Source organism: Chryseobacterium rhizoplanae (genome assembly GCF_900182655.1).
GTDB classification, from domain to species: Bacteria; Bacteroidota; Bacteroidia; order Flavobacteriales; family Weeksellaceae; genus Chryseobacterium; species Chryseobacterium rhizoplanae.
In genome coordinates this window covers 377058-395119 of the sequence record NZ_FXTC01000002.1, presented here as the reverse complement: position 1 = coordinate 395119, position 18062 = coordinate 377058, and the positions used below count along the sequence as shown (strand labels likewise).

At 37.0% G+C, this 18062-nt stretch carries 17 protein-coding genes; 11 read left to right on the top strand and 6 right to left on the bottom strand.

The window, feature by feature from the left end; all coding sequences use genetic code 11:
• Positions 1-205 precede the first annotated feature (205 nt).
• The 5 genes from FN817_RS07005 to FN817_RS06985 all read left to right on the top strand — a co-directional run bounded on the left by FN817_RS07005 (position 206) and on the right by FN817_RS06985 (position 6196).
• Positions 206-1444, top strand: coding sequence for an OmpP1/FadL family transporter (locus FN817_RS07005; RefSeq protein ID WP_142717312.1), 1239 nt, complete (start codon positions 206-208; stop codon positions 1442-1444).
• Between the two features lie 12 nt (positions 1445-1456).
• A complete protein-coding gene (locus tag FN817_RS07000) occupies positions 1457-3019 on the top strand; it encodes an SGNH/GDSL hydrolase family protein (RefSeq protein ID WP_142717311.1) in 1563 nt (520 codons plus the stop codon).
• Positions 3020-3104: 85 nt separating this feature from the next.
• Positions 3105-4043, top strand: a complete 939-nt coding sequence (locus FN817_RS06995; RefSeq protein WP_047376208.1) for a ribose-phosphate pyrophosphokinase — start codon at positions 3105-3107, stop codon at positions 4041-4043.
• Between the two features lie 55 nt (positions 4044-4098).
• On the top strand, positions 4099-4740 hold the full coding sequence (locus FN817_RS06990; RefSeq protein ID WP_142717310.1) for a 50S ribosomal protein L25/general stress protein Ctc: 642 nt from the start codon (positions 4099-4101) through the stop codon (positions 4738-4740).
• Between the two features lie 235 nt (positions 4741-4975).
• On the top strand, positions 4976-6196 hold the full coding sequence (locus tag FN817_RS06985; protein WP_142717309.1) for an aminotransferase class V-fold PLP-dependent enzyme: 1221 nt from the start codon (positions 4976-4978) through the stop codon (positions 6194-6196).
• A 53-nt stretch (positions 6197-6249) separates the two neighbouring features.
• Here FN817_RS06985 and FN817_RS06980 read toward each other — a convergent pair whose 3' ends face one another.
• Positions 6250-6375 carry a hypothetical protein gene (locus FN817_RS06980; RefSeq protein ID WP_047422190.1) on the bottom strand — a complete coding sequence of 42 codons (126 nt, stop codon included), beginning with the start codon at positions 6373-6375 and terminating at the stop codon, positions 6250-6252.
• Between the two features lie 150 nt (positions 6376-6525).
• On the opposite strand from FN817_RS06980, the gene FN817_RS06975 reads away from it, so the two are divergent.
• Positions 6526-7347, top strand: coding sequence for a T9SS type A sorting domain-containing protein (locus FN817_RS06975; RefSeq protein ID WP_142717308.1), 822 nt, complete (start codon positions 6526-6528; stop codon positions 7345-7347).
• Positions 7348-7427: 80 nt separating this feature from the next.
• On the opposite strand, the gene hemE is transcribed toward FN817_RS06975, so the two are convergent.
• The 5 genes from hemE to hemA are packed head-to-tail and all read right to left on the bottom strand — an operon-like array spanning position 7428 to position 11835.
• Positions 7428-8459: a uroporphyrinogen decarboxylase gene (gene hemE / locus FN817_RS06970; RefSeq protein WP_034691752.1), complete on the bottom strand. Its 1032-nt coding sequence runs from the start codon at positions 8457-8459 to the stop codon at positions 7428-7430.
• 3 nt (positions 8460-8462) lie between these two features.
• Positions 8463-8930 carry a hypothetical protein gene (locus tag FN817_RS06965; RefSeq protein WP_142717307.1) on the bottom strand — a complete coding sequence of 156 codons (468 nt, stop codon included), beginning with the start codon at positions 8928-8930 and terminating at the stop codon, positions 8463-8465.
• Complete coding sequence (locus FN817_RS06960) at positions 8927-9613, bottom strand: uroporphyrinogen-III synthase (RefSeq protein WP_142717306.1); 687 nt, start codon at positions 9611-9613, stop codon at positions 8927-8929. The genes FN817_RS06965 and FN817_RS06960 overlap by 4 nt, the downstream gene beginning before the upstream one ends.
• A 52-nt stretch (positions 9614-9665) precedes the next feature.
• Positions 9666-10574, bottom strand: coding sequence for a hydroxymethylbilane synthase (gene hemC / locus FN817_RS06955; RefSeq protein ID WP_047376231.1), 909 nt, complete (start codon positions 10572-10574; stop codon positions 9666-9668).
• Positions 10561-11835 carry a glutamyl-tRNA reductase gene (hemA, locus tag FN817_RS06950; protein WP_142717305.1) on the bottom strand — a complete coding sequence of 425 codons (1275 nt, stop codon included), beginning with the start codon at positions 11833-11835 and terminating at the stop codon, positions 10561-10563. Before hemA ends, hemC begins: the two co-directional genes overlap by 14 nt.
• 447 nt (positions 11836-12282) lie before the next feature.
• Between hemA and FN817_RS06945 the strand changes: the two genes are divergently transcribed.
• Genes FN817_RS06945 through rodA form a run of 5 tightly spaced genes read left to right on the top strand, consistent with a single transcriptional unit; the run spans position 12283 to position 17958 of the window.
• Positions 12283-13308, top strand: a complete 1026-nt coding sequence (locus FN817_RS06945) for a rod shape-determining protein (protein WP_045491741.1) — start codon at positions 12283-12285, stop codon at positions 13306-13308.
• A gap of 28 nt (positions 13309-13336) precedes the next feature.
• Positions 13337-14191: a rod shape-determining protein MreC gene (mreC, locus tag FN817_RS06940; RefSeq protein ID WP_077413387.1), complete on the top strand. Its 855-nt coding sequence runs from the start codon at positions 13337-13339 to the stop codon at positions 14189-14191.
• Entirely contained in the window at positions 14184-14690 is a 507-nt protein-coding gene (locus FN817_RS06935) for a hypothetical protein (protein ID WP_002982456.1), read from the top strand. The genes mreC and FN817_RS06935 overlap by 8 nt, the downstream gene beginning before the upstream one ends.
• A complete protein-coding gene (locus FN817_RS06930) occupies positions 14687-16732 on the top strand; it encodes a peptidoglycan D,D-transpeptidase FtsI family protein (protein WP_142717304.1) in 2046 nt (681 codons plus the stop codon). Before FN817_RS06935 ends, FN817_RS06930 begins: the two co-directional genes overlap by 4 nt.
• Positions 16729-17958 (top strand): rod shape-determining protein RodA, encoded by a 1230-nt coding sequence (gene rodA / locus FN817_RS06925; protein ID WP_142717303.1) that lies wholly within the window; start codon positions 16729-16731, stop codon positions 17956-17958. The genes FN817_RS06930 and rodA overlap by 4 nt, the downstream gene beginning before the upstream one ends.
• Positions 17959-18062 lie beyond the last annotated feature (104 nt).

Below are 18062 nucleotides of genomic sequence, written 5' to 3'. Positions count from 1 at the left end.
ATTAAACAAATGTTTAATGTTAAACACTTAAATAGGCATTGTTCTAAAATATTCTTAAATGTTTAATAATGAAAATTTTGGCTTGTAATTATTTGAAGGTATTATTTTAAACATAGTTTTCTTTTAAGATATTGTTTAAAATATTAGCAAATATTAACAGACGTATTCAAAATAATTTTATATTTGGCTTATATAATAATAGTCTATGAAAAAAATATTAGTATCAACTGCTTTATTGGCGGGAGTTCTATCTTACGCAGGAGGCTTCAGAGTTTCCCTGCAAGGGGTAAAACAATTGGCAATGGCGCATACTAGTGCTCATGCCGAAGACGCGAGTGTGACATTCTTTAACCCTGCGGGTATGTCATTTATCCCTTCCAAACTGAGTGTAGTGGCAGGAGGGTTTGCTGCAAGTAACAAAGTTACTTTTCAAAATTTCAATACTTTACAAAGTACAGAAACAGATAACCCTGTAGGAACACCTTTCTACGCTGCGATTACTTATAGACCAATAGAAAAGCTAACCGTGGGTCTTAGTGTTACAACACCTTTTGGAAGTACAATTAAATGGCCGAATGACTGGGAAGGTAAAGAAATGGTTCAGAAACTGGAACTGAAGAGCTTCTACTTCCAGCCAATGGTATCTGTGAAACTTGCTCCTTGGGTATCTTTTGGTGCTAGTTATATCTACGCAAAAGGAGTTGTAGATTGGGATAAAGCTGTAACGCAATTTGGAGGACAGGTAAATATCAACGATAAAAAAGCAAGTGGACATGGATATGGTTTCGGTTTCTATTTCAGACCTGATCCGAAATTAGACGTAAGTATTGCCTACCGTTCAGCAATTGATATGAAAGCTAAAAAAGGTACCGCTACATTCCAGTTCCCGTCTCAGTCTATTTATACACAGTTGAAGCTGAATGCAGCAGGACAGGATGGCTTCTCAGCAGTTCTTCCATTAGTGGAAGAATATACCATCGGTTTAACATATAAAGTGACACCGAAATGGCAGGTTTCTGCAGACTTTAACTATCATGGATGGGAAAGATACAGCAAGCTTACTTTAGATTTCGAGAATGCTCCTATTGGGAATAACCCAACAGACCCGACAATTCTTACCAATCCTAAGAACTTCAAAAATTCCAAAACATTCAGATTGGGAACTCAATATGCATTCACCAATATGATCTACGGACGTTTGGGAGCTTATTATGATGAAGCACCTTATACAACTGACAACTTTATTCCGGAAACACCATCATATGACACCTATGTGGTAACAGGAGGGATAGGTATTAAGCTGAAACAATTCGGAGTTGATATTGCAGGAGGATATGCAATGCCTCAATACAGAAATGTAAATAACGCTAATCTAGGTTTCTACGGACAATCGAAAGCAACAGCGTTTTACTTAGGCCTAGGTTTATCGTATAATCCTTTTTAATTTTAGAAGACTATGAAAAAAATTATAATATCGACAATTGCAGTTTCTGCACTTCTTTTTACAGTAACAAGCTGTAATACGGATTTCGATACGGATGTGAAAGATATCCAGGTAACAAAAGGAGATGCAGACTTTACAAAATATATTTCTTTAGGAAACTCTCTTACTTCAGGATATCGTGATGGTGCTCTTTATAGCAGCGGCCAAAATGAATCTTATCCAAGTATGATTGCTGCACAGATGAAACTTGCAGGTGGAGGAGATTTTAAACAACCACTGATGCCTAATGATATAGGAGGATTCAACAATCTCCCGGGATTCTCTGGAAAATTGACTCTTCAGGTTGTTAACGGATCTTTAGCGCCTGTGCCAAGCGGACCAGCAGCGGCACTGGATGTGTTATCCGGTGGAGGGACTTATAATAATATGGGTGTGCCTGGTGCGAAGTCATTTCACCTGGTAGCTCCAGGTTATGGTAGCCAGGCAGGACTTCTGACAGGAACTGCTAATCCTTATTTTGTAAGATTTGCTTCTTCTGCTACAACAAGTGTGCTGGCTGATGCCATGGCTCAGAAAGCTACATTCTTTTCTCTTTGGATAGGAAATAATGATGTATTATCATATGCTACCAATGGAGGTACAAACTCTCAAACTGTAGGAGGTGTTACAACTTATACGGCTGCTACGGTTCAGACAGGAAATACAAATCCTACCACTTATAAATCAAATGATATTTCAGATCCTGCACTTGTGGCTGGATCTATCAAAGCTGTTTTGGACGGACTTAAAAGTGTGGGAACATCAAAAGGTGTTATTGCCAATATCCCTTCTGTTACTTCAGTTCCTTTCTTTACTACAGTTCCTTATAACCCTTTGACACCCGCTCTTTTAGGTTCAAATTTGACAACTCTTAATACAAGTTTGTATGGTCCTTTAAAGCAGGCTCTTACTGCTTTTGGAGCTGGGGATAGAATTAACCTGCTTTCGGCGACGGGTCCAAACCCTGTATTAATTAAAGATGTTGCTTTGACAGATCTTTCAGCTCAGCTTACAGCGGCACTTACACCTTCTTTGGGATTGCCAACAGCAACGGCTTTTGGTCAGATCTTCGGACAGGCAAGACAAGCAACGGCAGATGATTATATCTTGCTTACTACAAGTTCTGTGATTGGAAGTACAGCAGCAGGAGTTCCTGCTCCGGTAAATATTTATGGAATTTCTTATCCATTACAAAACCAACATGTACTAACGAAAACAGAAGCTGGTTATGTGAAAACAGCAACCACTGCATACAACGCCTCTATAAAAGGGCTTGCTGATTCTTATGGATTAGCTTTTGTGGATGCTGGTGCTAAAATGTTGGAACTAAACGCGCAATCTGGTATTTCATATGATGGTGTGAAATATACTGCGAAATTTGTTACAGGAGGAGCTTTCTCTCTGGATGGAGTTCACCTGACAGGACGTGGATATGGTATTGTTGCTAACGAATTTATCAAGTCTATCAATGCGAAATACAAATCTACACTTCCACAGGTAGATCCAAACAAATATTCAGGAGTTAAATTCCCTTAATAATTGATAAAATAAAAACTTAGAAACCACAGGAGTAAATCTTGTGGTTTTTTTTTAAATTTGCAAAATCTTTTAAAAAGTAAAAATGGCCGATCAGTTAAGTTATCTATTTTGTACAAGAACCAGCAGGGACTTGGCAGAGAAAATTGCCCAGAATTATGGGAAAGAATTAGGGAAAATCAACTTTCAGGAGTTCAGCGACGGGGAATTTGAGCCTGTTTTGGACGAATCTGTAAGAGGAGGAAGAGTTTTCCTGATTGGATCTACATTCCCTCCTGCAGACAATCTTTTGGAACTTCTTCTAATGATTGATGCAGCGAAAAGAGCTTCTGCAAAGAGCATTACCGTTGTAATTCCTTACTTCGGACTTGCCAGACAGGACAGAAAAGACAAACCAAGAGCGCCGATCGGTGCGAAGTTAGTTGCAAACCTTCTTACAGCAGCAGGGGCAACAAGAGTGATGACAATGGATCTTCACGCAGATCAGATCCAGGGATTCTTCGAAATTCCGGTAGATCATTTATACGCTTCAAGTATTTTTGTGGATTATATCAGATCTTTAAATCTTGATAGCCTTACCATTGCTTCTCCGGATATGGGAGGTGCGAAAAGAGCTAAAAATTATGCAGGTCACTTAGGTGCTGAAGTGGTAATTGCTTATAAGGAAAGAAAAAAGGCAAATGTTGTAGAAGAAATGTTCCTTATTGGTGATGTTACCGGTAAAAACGTAATCCTTATTGATGATATGATTGATACTGCGGGGACACTTTGTAAAGCAGCAGATATCTTAATTGAAAAGGGAGCAAAAACAGTAAGAGCTATGGCAACTCACGGAGTGCTTTCAGGAAAGGCTTACGAGAACATTGAGAACTCAAAATTGTTGGAAGTTATTGTAACTGACTCAATTCCTGTTAAAAATAATTTGTCATCTAAAATAAAAGTGCTATCTTGCGCCCCGTTATTTGCAGATGTTATGACCATGGTTCATGAGCATAAATCAATTAGCAGTAAGTTTGTTATTTAATTGATTTTGAGCATATTGCAAATTAAATAAGAATAATTTTTTAAATTTATTATAAATGAAATCTATTACAATTCAAGGTACAAAAAGAGAAAACGTGGGCAAAAAGTCTACAAAAGCTTTACGTGATGCTGAATTAGTTCCTTGTGTTGTTTATGGAGGTGAAGCACCTTTAAACTTCTCTGCTGAAGAGAAAGCTTTTAAAGGATTAGTATACACTCCTGAAGCACACACGGTATCTATTGAGGTTGACGGAAAAACAATTCCAGCTGTTCTTCAGGACATTCAGTTTCACCCAATCACTGACAAAATTCTTCACATAGACTTCTATCAACTGTCTGACGATAAGCCAGTAGTAATGGAGGTTCCTGTAAGAATTACTGGACGTTCAAAAGGTGTTGTAGCTGGTGGTGTTTTACGTCAGTCTTTCAGAAAACTAAAAGTAAAAGCTATTCCTGCTAACTTGCCAGATGAGATCGTTGTAGATGTTACTCCATTAAGAATTGGTAACAAGCTTTACATCGGTGGTATCAAAACAGAAGGATATTCTTTCATGCACCCGGACAATGCAGTAGTAGTTGCTGTTAAGATGTCTAGAAATGCAATGAAAGGAGGTGCAGCAGCAATGGATGATGAAGATGAAGAAGAAGTTGCAACTGAAGAAGGAGCAGCTCCGGCAGAAGAAACTGCAGCAGAATAAGAATTGCTTATTTAAACAATATAAGACCCGTCATTTTTTGACGGGTTTTTTTGTGCAGTGTCAAAACGAAATTTACAAATGACCTTTATTGGTTATTGACTTGTTTCGCTATATACCATCGAATATTTCTATCAACTGATAACTATCAGCTCTTAGCCCCATGCTTTCTTTCAGAAAAAAAGCCGTAAATTTGAAGTGTTCTAAATAAGGACGTCTTAATTTAAAAAATAAATAAATGTTTGACATTCAGGAAATAAGAAGCCAGTTTTCTATATTGGACAGAGAAGTGAATGGTAAACCATTGGTTTACCTGGATAATGCAGCTACATCTCAAAAGCCAAATTCGGTTTTGGAAGTCTGTCACGCATATTATACAGAACTTAATGCCAATGTTCACAGAGGAATTCATACCTTAAGCCAGCTGGCTACGGAAGAAATGGAGCTTTCAAGAAGAAAGATTCAGAAATTCATCAATTCTGAACATGATTTTGAAGTAATTTTTACAAAAGGAACAACAGAAGGGTTGAACCTGATCGCTTATATTTTAACACAGAAACTGCAGAAAGATGATGAGATCATTATTTCATATCTGGAGCATCATTCTAATATTGTTCCGTGGCAGATGCTTTGTGAAAGAACCGGAGCAAAACTTCGTGTAATTCCTATTGATGAAAACGGAATTCTTCAGATGGATCATTTTGATAAGTTTTTAAGCGAAAAAACAAAGGTTGTTTCTGTAAACCAGGTTTCCAATGCTTTGGGAATTGTGAATCCTATTGAAGAAATTATAGCAAAAACAAGAAAGAATACAGATGCTTATATTGTGATTGACGGTGCTCAGTCTGCTCCGCACTTCAATATTGATGTACAGAAGCTGGATTGTGATTTCTTTGTGTTTTCAGGTCATAAAATGTATGCACCTATGGGAACGGGTATTCTGTATGGAAAACGTGAAATATTAGAAGCTTTGCCGCCATTTCATGGAGGAGGAGAGATGATCGCTACATGTTCTTTTGAAGGAACTACTTATGCAGGTCTTCCATTTAAATATGAAGCAGGAACACCCAATGTAGGAGGAAATATTGCTTTAGGAGCTGCTGTTGATTTTATGAACAAGATAGGTCATGCCAATATTCAGAATCATGAAAATGCTTTATTGGAATATGCCCAGAAGCAGCTTTTGGAAATAGAAGGAATTAAAATCTATGGTGAAAAAGCAAAGAGAACAGGTGTTGTTTCCTTTAATCTTGAAGGTGTGGGAATAGCATCTGATGTAGGAATGATCCTGGATAAAATGGGAATTGCCGTAAGAACAGGACATCACTGTACACAACCGATCATGAACTTCTTTAATATTGCAGGAACGGTAAGAGCCAGTTTCGCTGTTTATAATACTTTTGAGGAAATTGATATTCTGGTAGAAGGAGTTAAGAAAGCACAACGAATGTTGAGTTAATTTAATTCTTTATTATATAAATTAAAAAGCAGCTGTTGAGCTGCTTTTTTTTATTATTCCCATGGAACGCAATAACATCGGCCGTCAATAATGACCTGATAATATCCAATGGCACATTCAAGGCAGATTTCTCCACCTGCCATAATGCTTTTCATCTTGTCTTTGTTTAGTTTTTTCATTTGATGTGATTTAAAGGTTATTTAAAGATATAAATAATTAGGAATAGGATGGTGATTTTTTATCATTTTTATAACATATTGATTTTCATATTTAATTATGATTTGTAATATATTATTTCTTAATTTTATATAAACATCAAATATTTTATTATGAAAAAATTATTTATCTTCTTTTTATCCATTTGTGGAATATGTAATGCACAAGTTTTTTCTGAAAACTTCAACGGTAATGCTTTGCCGACCGGATGGACGGTAGAAAATCCTGATACAGCTTTTAATTGGAATGTGGGTGCGCAAAATGGTTTTGCCGGTTTTCCTAGCGGCGCTGCTTTTTTTGATGATGACGATGCAGGGCCAACCGCAGTTAATACGAATGCGAGATTGATTTCTCCTGTAATTAATCTTACCGGAGTTGTAAATCCAAAGCTGTCGTTTAATTATGCCAATATGATTTATAATCTTGATTCTACTTTAAAAGTTGAAGTTTTCAATGGAACTTCCTGGACCCAGGTTTTTACCTTTTCAGGTGAAGCAGGAGTATGGGATCTTGATTTTAATACCTTTTCATATGTAGTAACGAGTTATGCTGCTGCAGCCAATATAGACTTGACACCCTATGTGAATCCGGCTTTTAAGCTAAGATTTGTTTATGACGATGCCGGTGACTATTCTTACGGTGTTGTAGTAGATAATGTGATGATTACAAGCGGGGTTTTGGCTGTCTCAGAAGCGTTACATTCTGATCATATAATGGTATATCCAAATCCTGTAAGAGATAATATTCATATTAAGCTGGGCTCTCAAAATAAGCTTGAAAAAGTCAGCGTTATTGATATGTCAGGAAAGATTGTGAAAACTTTTGATAAAGAATCTGATTCATATGATGTATCGGATATTCCCAAAGGGACCTATATCATAATAATTACAAATAATAACCGGGAAGCGATTAAGAAGAAAATAATAAAAAAATAAGACTTATCAATAAACTATTAAAACGAAAAAACCTTATAGAATATCCTATAAGGTTTTGTATATTTTCAAAAGAAATAAACTTATACATTCGGTTTCCAGTCAACGACTGCTCTGATGAATGCCTCAGCATTTTCTACAGGTACATTAGGTAAAATTCCGTGACCTAGATTGGCAATATATCTGTCTTTTCCGAAACGGTTGATCATCTCATTCACCATTTTCTTGATCGTCTCAGGAGTGGAGTGAAGTCTTGCAGGATCAAAGTTACCCTGTAACGTCATCGTGTGATTGGTCAGTGTTCTCGCAAATTCCGGCTTAATAGTCCAGTCTACTCCCAGAGCGGAAGCTTTAGACATCGTCATATCTTCCAATGCGAACCAACATCCTTTTCCAAATACCACCACATGAGTAAGCGGGCTTAATGCTTCAACAATCTGGTTGATGTACTGCCATGAGAATTCCTGATAATCTGTAGGAGAAAGCATTCCTCCCCACGAATCAAAAACCTGCACTGCAGAAACTCCTTTTTCTACTTTTCTCTTTAAATAAGCAATTGTAGTATCAGTGATTTTTTGCAGTAATAAATGAGCTGCTTCAGGCTGCTGGAAACAGAAAGACTTTGCAATATCAAATGCCTTGCTTCCTTTTCCTTCCACACAATAGCAAAGGATTGTCCATGGAGAACCTGCAAAACCGATCAATGGAATGTCATTGTCCAGTTTCTGTAGTGTAAGCTCAATAGCATCAAAAACGTAGCCTAAAGTATCATTCACATCCGGAGTTTCAATATTCTGAACCTGCTCCATAGTTCTGATAGGAGTATCTAACCATGGCCCAACAGATTCTTTCATTTTGAAATCAATACCCATTGCCTGTGGAACTACCAGGATATCAGAAAAGAGAATCGCTGCATCCAAAGGAAATCTGCGGATAGGCTGCAGGGTGATCTCAGCGGCAAGCTCAGGGGTCTGACATCTTGTAAAGAAATCATATTGGTCTCTTAAAGCAATGAATTCCGGCAGATATCTTCCAGCTTGTCTCATCATCCAAACAGGAGGTCTTTCAACGGTTTCTCCGCGAAGTGCTTTTAAATATAGGTCGTTTTTTATCATAATTTATTTTAAGCTCAAACTACTAACTTTGCCATCGTATTGCTTGCTGACAATTAGTATTTTCATAGGCATAATGTTGTATGAAGCAGGAGTGTTTGTGCTCCATGCGCTCTTAGCATATGAAAGAATTACTGAATTTCCTTTTTTAACAAGACTTTCGATCTTGAATTCCGGATTCAAATTCGCATTGGTTTCTGTTCCGATTAATGCAATAACATAATCTTTAGAAAAATCAATCATAGTGGGCATACCATCTTTTCCCATAGTTGCTGCAGCTCCGAAGATTTCTTCAAATTCCTGTTGGGAAACAATTTTCTTTACCGCAACGGCATTACTTTTATACGTGTTTTTTACAAAATAATTTTTTGCTTCAGTGTAAGGTACTGTAGTGGCTCCCTGGTTTCCTGTTTGTGTTGTACAAGAAAATGTGGTTAATAATAATCCTACGAGTAATGTAACTAAATTTTTCATATTTGTGTGTTTTTAAAAATTTTCACTATTAAACTCAATATTGATGCCAAATTATTGTCTTCGGAAGTAAATATTTCTTGTTGAGTATAGTTTCTCAATTCTCCAGAGGTTGTTTCTCCTATCGAAAAAAGCTTCATGCCTTCCAGGGAATTTCGTTTTGCAAAACTACGAACTCCACTCGGACTAAAAAATACCGCAGCATGATATTTTTCAGTTATTACGGGATTGATTTCCTCAGTATTATAAATCGTAACTTTTTTGTATTTAATGTTTTGTAACGGAAGCTCATTATCCAGAACGTTGATGGCAAGATTGCCGCAGAAATGAAGAAACTGCTCATGCTGACATTTTCCGATAATAAATCTGGAAAGCGTTTCAGCATTTTTCATTACCTTAAATGTTCCAAAGCCATGTTTTCTTAACTCTCTTTTTGTCTTTTCACCTACACAATAGATCTTGTTGTAGTTTTTTGCAGTAAAATCCTCATTGGGTTTAAACCTGTTTTTAAAAAAAGATATAACACCATTGACGCTGGTGAAAATCAAAGAGTAATTTTTCAGATCAAAAGGACTGATTATGATAGGATTGGTCTTAATCACCTCAACACAGTCAACCAAAATATCCTCTCCTAATTCTTTGGATATAATAGATGGGTCTATATTTTTAGTAAATAAGATTTTCATGCCTATACAATTAAGAAGATGAAAAGAGGAGGTGAAGAAACTGAATCTGAAATTAGATCTGGCTTTTGATTTCTGCCATTAATTCCTTTCCTCCGTTTTCAAGAACGACTTTTGCAAACTTTTCTCCAAAATTTTCTGTTGGAGTGTATACAAAGTTTTCATCCACGGCAATGCAGTTTTTCCCATCCAAAGAGCAAAGTGCAGCCTTGAAGCGGATCTGATCCCCGATGATTTCAGCAAAAGCTCCGATAGGGGCAGTACAGCCGCCTTCCAAAGTGCTTAAGAAGTTTCTTTCGATCTCTACGCAGATCTGGGTTGGGTTGTGGTTGATCTGACGTACAATCTCGTTGATTTCAGGTTTGTCAGTATGTCCTGCAACGGAAATTACTCCTTGTGATGGAGCAGAAATCATTAACGGAAGCATCTCGTAATCAATTTCCATTTTCATTCTTTTGATTCCGGCCAGAGATAAAATGGTCGCATCAAAGTTTCCGTCTTCCAGTTTTTGAAGTCTGGTTTGAATATTTCCGCGGATATCCGAAAAATCAGTAGTCGGATAATTTCTCAGCCAGAAAGCTCTTCTTCTCAAACTGCTGGTTGCCAGTTTAAGCTCATGGAATTCTTTATTCCTTGCAGATTCTTTTCTGATCAGAATGTCCTGAGGATAATCTCTTTCCAGATAGGCGATCATCTCAATATTCTGAGGCAACTGAGTAGGAACATCTTTTAAAGAATGTACGGCAATATCAATTTCGTCATTCAATAAGGCAATATCAAGGTCTCTTGTGAAAACCCCGGTGATTCCTAAAGAATATAAAGGTTGATTAAGATTCTTATCGCCGGAAGAAACGATAGGAACAATCTCCGTTAAATAATTGTTGTTCTGAAGGTGCCTTGCAACCTCTCTAGCCTGCCAAAGTGCAAGTGCGGAATTTCTCGTTCCGATTCTAATGCTTTTCATTGAATTCGTTGTTTGGTTGTTCAACTAATATTTCGTGCATTAATTTACTAATTTCTTCGGCTTTTAAAGGGTTATCGATGATATATTTTGCAAAACGGTTGGTGATTTTCTGGATCATTTTATCAGAAAGTTCCATGTCCGTGATGTTTATGTATTTATTCTTTTTATAAAAATTATGCATTTCATTGCGTTCCATATTCTTTAAAACAGCTTTGAAATGATGGATATTCGGTGCAAGCTTTCTCTTTTTCTCCCATTCAATAAAGTCCTTCATCAGTTCCTTGATGATTTTTTCAGCTTTCGGGATTTCTCTTTCACGCTGTTGAATCGTTTCCTGGATTTGTTTTGAAAGCTCATCCACATCAATTAATGTTACGTTTTTATTTTCAGTAACATTCTTTTCAACGTTATGGGGAATAGAAAGGTCAATAACCAGTGTTTCTTTTCCGTTCGGGAAATGAGACTGGTTGACAATAGGATGTTTAGCTCCTGTTGCCACAATAAGAATATCAGTATTTTTTAATTCCTGGTCAAAATCAGAATAATCAACGTGAGGAATATTATATTTCTGGGAAATCTTTTCAGCTTTCTCCTGAGTTCTGTTTGCAATTTTAATTTTTGGCTGATAGACATGCTTAACCAGGTTTTCAACAGTATTCTGTCCTATCTCACCTACACCCAAAAGAAGGATGTTCTTTTCAGCAATCCTTTTCTGGCTGTTTAAAATATAATGAACCGCCGCATAAGAAACAGAAGCTGCTCCGTTGGAAATGCCGGTTTCATTTTTTATTCTTTTCGAAATCTGAATCGCTGCATTGATAGCTCTTTCAAGATAGGGATTAGAATTCTGTCTTTCTTTTTTGAAACGGCTGTATGCTTTTTTGATCTGTCCGATAATTTCAAAATCTCCGATAATCTGGCTTTCAAGACCGGCAGCAACTCTGAAAAGATGAATCAGAGCCTCTTCCTTGGTCAAAATATTGGCAAACTGAAGGAAATCCGTAAGATGTACTCCAATGGTTTTGCAATATTCTTCAGCCACTAAAAGGTAATTGGGAGAAGTAGTATAAATTTCGGTCCTGTTACAGGTAGAAACCACAAATGCATCCCCAAGATCTTCCTGATGGACCCTGGAAACAAAGTTTTTGATGTTTTCATCAAAAAATGCAAACTTTCCTCTCGTTTCTACGTCGGCTTTCTCGTAGCTTATAGAAAGCACGGCAAAATTTGACGTTCGATGAATGTTGGAATACTGTAACATAAGCAGTCGCAAATTTACGTTTTTTTTAATTAATCACTCTCAGATAGTGTATATGATAATTATCGTAAAAAACTATAAGGTGATAAAGATGTAAGAGGAGGGTGGCAAAAAGTGAATTTGCTTTTACAAAGGTATTTTTTCAGTTTTACTGTTGATTGTTTCCAATTGTTAATTTTTTTAAGAAATAGGTGGGATTTAAATGCGTTAAGGGCTGCTTAGAGTCGGTTTGCTTGTTAGGTACCCGTCTTTTCACCCTTCATTGATTTCGCTTTTCACCCTTTTAACAACCCATTAATTTTAGTTTAACTCAAAGTCTGTAAACGTCTAAACTGAAAGTTAATAAAGAATTATAAATTTTAATAAAATTTTAACCAAATTAAGTTGGCGGGAAATTTCTTTAGTAGGGTTAAATTTATATCTTTGTAAACTTAAAATCAGAAGAAAAATATGAGTTTATTTGATATGTTTACGCAAGAAATTGCGATAGACCTGGGAACGGCTAATACCCTAATCATCCATAATAATAAAATTGTTATAGATCAACCGTCAATTGTTGCAATTGAACGTTCTACGGGTAAACCCATTGCTGTAGGGGAACAGGCTAAGCATATGCAAGGTAAAACTCATGAGGACATCAAAACTATTCGTCCTTTGAAGGATGGAGTTATTGCTGATTTTCATGCTTCTGAACACATGATCAAGGAATTTATCAAAAAAATTCCTGGAATCAAAGGTAAATTCATACAACCTGCATTACGAATTGTAATCTGTATCCCTTCTGGTATTACTGAAGTTGAAAAAAGAGCAGTAAGAGACTCTGCTCAGAAAGTAAACGCAAAAGAAGTAAGACTGATCTATGAACCAATGGCTGCTGCAATTGGGGTGGGAATAGACGTGCAGAAACCTGAAGGAAACATGATCATCGATATAGGTGGAGGTACAACAGAAATTGCTGTAGTCGCTTTAGGAGGTATCGTATGTGATAAATCTGTAAAAATTGCAGGAGATGTATTTACCAATGATATTGCTTATTACCTGAGAACTCACCATAACCTTTATATCGGAGAAAGAACTGCTGAAAGAATCAAAATTGAAGTAGGTTCTGCAGTAGAAGATCTTGATGTAGACATCGAGGATATCCCGGTACAGGGTAGAGACCTTATTACAGGGAAGCCTAAAGAAATTATGGTTGGATATAAAGAGATTGCACGTGCATTAGACAAATCCATCATTAGAATCGAAGATGCTGTAATGGAAACGCTTTCTCTTACACCACCGGAACTGGCAGCTGATATTTACAAAACAGGTATTTATCTTGCTGGCGGAGGAGCGCTATTAAGAGGTCTTGCGGACAGAATCCACAAAAAGACAGGTCTTCCTGTATTTGTTGCGGAAGATCCGTTGAGAGCTGTAGTTCGCGGAACAGGTATTGCCCTTAAGAATATGGATAAGTTCAATTTCTTAATTAAATAATTTTAACTTTTTACGACTATATATCTGAATGGGATTTTTGCTGAGATTATTTTCGAAGAATACTCTTTTCGTCTTCTTTATATTTCTGCAAATTATTGCTCTGGTTTTGATATTCTCCAGAAATGCCATGCAGAAATCCTGGTTGGCGGGGCAGACTGCTGCTTTTAATTCCTGGGTTTCCGGATATATTGATGAAGGAGTTTCTTATCTGAAGCTAAAACAGATCAACGAAGATCTTGTGGTTCAGAATAAAGCCCTTATGACTGAACTTTATGGAAAAGACGGATCGAAGAATCCTGTTTTCAAAAGAGTTCACGATACCATTGGTGGTGGGCAGATCTATACTTTTGTTGATGGGGAAATTGTTTTCAACAGTATCAACAGAAGAAACAACTATTTTACAATCAACCGTGGCCGTAGAGATGGGGTCTTTCCTCAGATGGGAGTAATGGCGCCAAGAGGTATTGCGGGAATTGTAATTAACTCTACAGACAGTTATGCATTAGTTCAGTCGGTCTTAAGTGTCAACAAGATCAGAATTAATGCAGCACTCAAAAACTCAGGATATTTCGGGACTTTAACGTGGAATGGTGATAATTCCAGAGTGATGCACCTTGCAGATATTCCAAAATATGTTGCATTAAAAGTAGGAGATACTGTTGTTACAGACGGTAAATCTGCAATTTTCCCTAAGGGAGTGACTATTGGTACTATTGCAGGATATTCTGTAGATAATAAAACCGGCTTCTGGGATATCTCCGTTGAGCTGAGTGAAAAAATGGGAGCGTTGAACAAAGTATATGTAGTGAAGAATCTTAAGAAAGCAGAAGTGCAGAAGATTCAGGACACTATGCAGGCTGTAATAAAAAAAGAAAATGATTAGCAGGACTTTATTTACTGATATATTGATCATGATTTTTCTTGTGGCATTACAGATATTTGTATTGAACAGGATTACGCTTTTCGGGAAATATACTCCGGTATTGTATCCCGTATTTGTCATGTTCTATCCTTTTTTCAGGAATAAATTTCAGTTCCTGGCATTGAGCTTTTTAATAGGGCTGTCTATTGACGGTTTTCTTTATTCATGGGGAATCAATGCATTTGCAACGACGCTGATTGCTTATTTCAGAACGTTGATCTTCAGAACTTCTACCGATACATCTACGGACTTTTTCTCTTTTCAGTCCCTTCAATGGGCACAGTTTTTACTGTTTTTATTTTCCAGTATTTTCCTGCACCAGCTTTTAGTGCAGTATATCGAATTCTTTAAGTTTAGCAGATTTTTCGAAATATTATTTAATGTGTTGGTAACTAGTGTAATTTCATTTATATTTATAGTCATCTACGCATTAATATTTAAAATCAAACAAAAAGTTTGAACACACGTTATTTTAAAATTTTTTCCATCCTCGTTGTTATCGCCCTTATTTTTGTGGCGAGGCTTGCCTATTTACAGTTATTTACGGACCGATATGCATTGAATGCAGCGAATACCTCCATCAAAACCGAATATGTTATTCCACAGCGTGGAGTCATTTTTGACAGGAATGGTAAAATCATGGTAGGAAACCAGCCTGCTTATGAAGTCTCTTTTACACAGGCTTTAATGCGCCCGGATTTTGATACCCTCGGATTCTGTAGTCTTATGAAGATTTCCAAAGCGGATTTTATCAAAAGAATTGATGTAATTAAGAAGGAAAAATATTATTCCAAACTGACTCCGATGACCTTTTTGAAGGATCTGAGCAGAGAAGACATCGCAAGAGTTCAGGAAATTATTTTTAAATATCCGGCTTTTAATATTGTACAAAGACCTCAGCGCCAATATGAGGTTTCTACTTCAGGTAACCTTCTGGGATATACCAGTGAAGTAAATGAACGTGAAATAAAAAAAGATTCTACCTACTATTTACCGGGGGACTTTATCGGAAAAACAGGAGTTGAAAAATCCTACGAAAAAGACCTTCGTGGGGTAAAAGGGGTGAAATATATCCAAAAAGATATCAGGCTCCGAAATATTGGTTCTTATAAAAACGGATCTTTAGATAAAGATGTAATTACAGGGAAAGACATTACATTAACCATTGATTATGATCTTCAGAGAACCGCTGAAGAAATGCTTGTTAATAAACATGGTGCAATTGTAGCTATAGATCCTAATAACGGAGAAGTACTGGTTGCGGCTACCGGACCGGATATTGACCCGAATCTTTTCACCGGACCTTACAAGTCAAAAAATTTATATGCGCTGTCAAAAGATACGCTTTACGAAAATAAGCCCACTTTTGACCGTTCTTTGCAGGCAGGTTATCCTCCGGGATCAACATTCAAATTGTTGACTGCTCTGGCGGCCATGCAGATGGGAGTAATGGATGAAAAGACTATTTTTCCTTGTGGAGGCGGTTTTTTCTATAAAGGAAAAAGAATTAAAGGACACGGTGGAGCAGATCCGCTTATTCCTTCCATTCAGGTTTCCAGTAACTGCTTTTTTACGTATGCATTTATTGCAATCATCAAAAAATATCCGGGAAATCCTTCAAAAGGTGTTGATGAATGGAAAAAGATCATGAGCAGCTTCGGAGTGGGAGAATTTTTGAATAATGATTTTGCTGTGGGTGCAAAAGGTAGAATACCTTCAGGAGATTTTTATGAGAAAAGGTTTAAAGCCATCATGAAAGCAAGTGGTTCCAAGAGAACTGATTTTAAAAACTGGGATGAGATGTCAACCGGTGCTATCTATAACGGGATGGGACAGGGAGATGTTTTGGTAACTCCTATTCAGTTAGCAAACTATGTAGCCGCCATTGCCAATAAGGGGTGGTATTATACTCCTCATATCGTAAAAGGAATTGACGGGAAGCCTAATCCTGATCCAAGATTTAAGGTTAAGCATAAAACGTTAGTTGATCCAAAACATTTTGAACCTGTTTTAAAAGGTATGGAAGCTGTGGTTTTGAGAGGAACAGCAAGAGGATTGAAATCGAATGACTTTACACAATTAGCCAAAACAGGTACCGCACAGGTGCCACAAGGAAAAGATAACTCTATCTTTGTATTGATTGCTCCTGCTGAAAAACCTAAAATTGTTGTAGTAGCAGTAATGGAGCATGCAGGATTCGGGGCAACTTGGGCAGGACCAGCTTGTACGGTAATTGCTGAGAAATATATTACAGGTGATTTGAAAAGAGAAAATCTTTATAAAAAAATGATCACCTCGAGTTTCATGCCGGAGTACAAAAGGCAGTGGATTGCAGACTTGAAACGTAAAGGGTTATACGTTGATCCTAAACCGGATTCAATCAAACAAAAAAGAATAAAGGATAGTCTGGAGCTGATGAAACAGCAAAAAGCCAAACTGCAAAAGAAAATAGAAGAGGAAGCTAAAAAGAATAATACTGCTAAAAAAACTGTCAAGCAATGAAATGGACTGAAGGAATAGATAAATTAGGCCTTGGGCTGTATTTCCTGCTTTGTGTTTTTGCCATTGCAAATATTTACAGTGTTGACCAGAAACTTGGGGAAAAGCAATTGATCTTTTTCTGTATTTCGCTGTTTGTGGGACTTATTATATTTTTCAGCAGAAGTAAGTTCTTTGAAAATATGGCCGGCATTATTTATATTGGCGGAGTCTTGCTGCTTATCGGTCTTTTTCCATTTGGAAAAGAAATTTTAGGGCAAAAGAACTGGTATAAGTTTGGAAGTTTTACCATGCAGCCTGTAGAATTTGCGAAAATAGGAACAGCGCTGATGCTTGCCAACTATGTTTCCGGACCGGATTTTAATCTTAAAAACAGGAAGTCTTTGTTGACTACTTTAGCCATTATTGGAGTTCCGGCGGTTGTGGTTCTTGCTATTCCGGATGTAGGTTCCATGCTTGTATTTATTGCATTTTTCATTGCTTTATACAGGGAAGGGCTGAGTGGCCTTTTGTTTGGGGTAGGATTTCTTTTTGCCGGGGTTTTTCTGATTTCATTAGCGGTTCCCCCTATTTATGTTGCCATAGCTGTTCTGGTAATTGCCGGTATTCTGATTGCGATGAATTATCATAGAATGTCCTGGGATGTGATTTCTATTTCGGGAATTTCAGGATCTATTCTTCTACTGTGTGGGCTGGCTTTCGCATCTCCAACTATTTTAGAAAAACTTCCTAAGCACCAGAGAGAAAGAATTGATGTTCTTTACAAAGGTGAAAAAGCATTTAGAGATACATCAGGATACAATTTATTATATTCCAAAACCGCCATCGGATCCGGTGGACTTTGGGGGAAAGGATATCGTGAAGGATCTGTTACCCAGGGAAAATTTGTACCCGAGCAGGAAACAGATTATATATTTTGTACAGTAGGAGAAGAGTGGGGCTTTTTGGGAAGTGCAATTCTAATCTTATGTTACATGGTTTATATCGGAAGAATATATTATCTCGCAGAAAGGCAGAAGTCTACTTTTAACCGGGTCTTCGGATATTGTTTTGCCTCGATTCTTCTGATGCACTTTTCGATCAATTTAGGGATGGTTATGGGACTTTTCCCTACGGTTGGGATTCCTCTTCCGTATTTCAGTTATGGGGGAAGTTCTCTGTTGGCATTCTCTATGATGACTTTTATTTTCTTTAAACTTAATTATTCGGATAAAAACAGTTTGGTGTAATTGTCTTTTAAGATCAAAAAAAGCAACGGTTAAAAGCTGAAATTTTTATTCTTAATTTAAAATCTGCCCATGGATGGAGTATATTGCCATTGATCAATCATAAA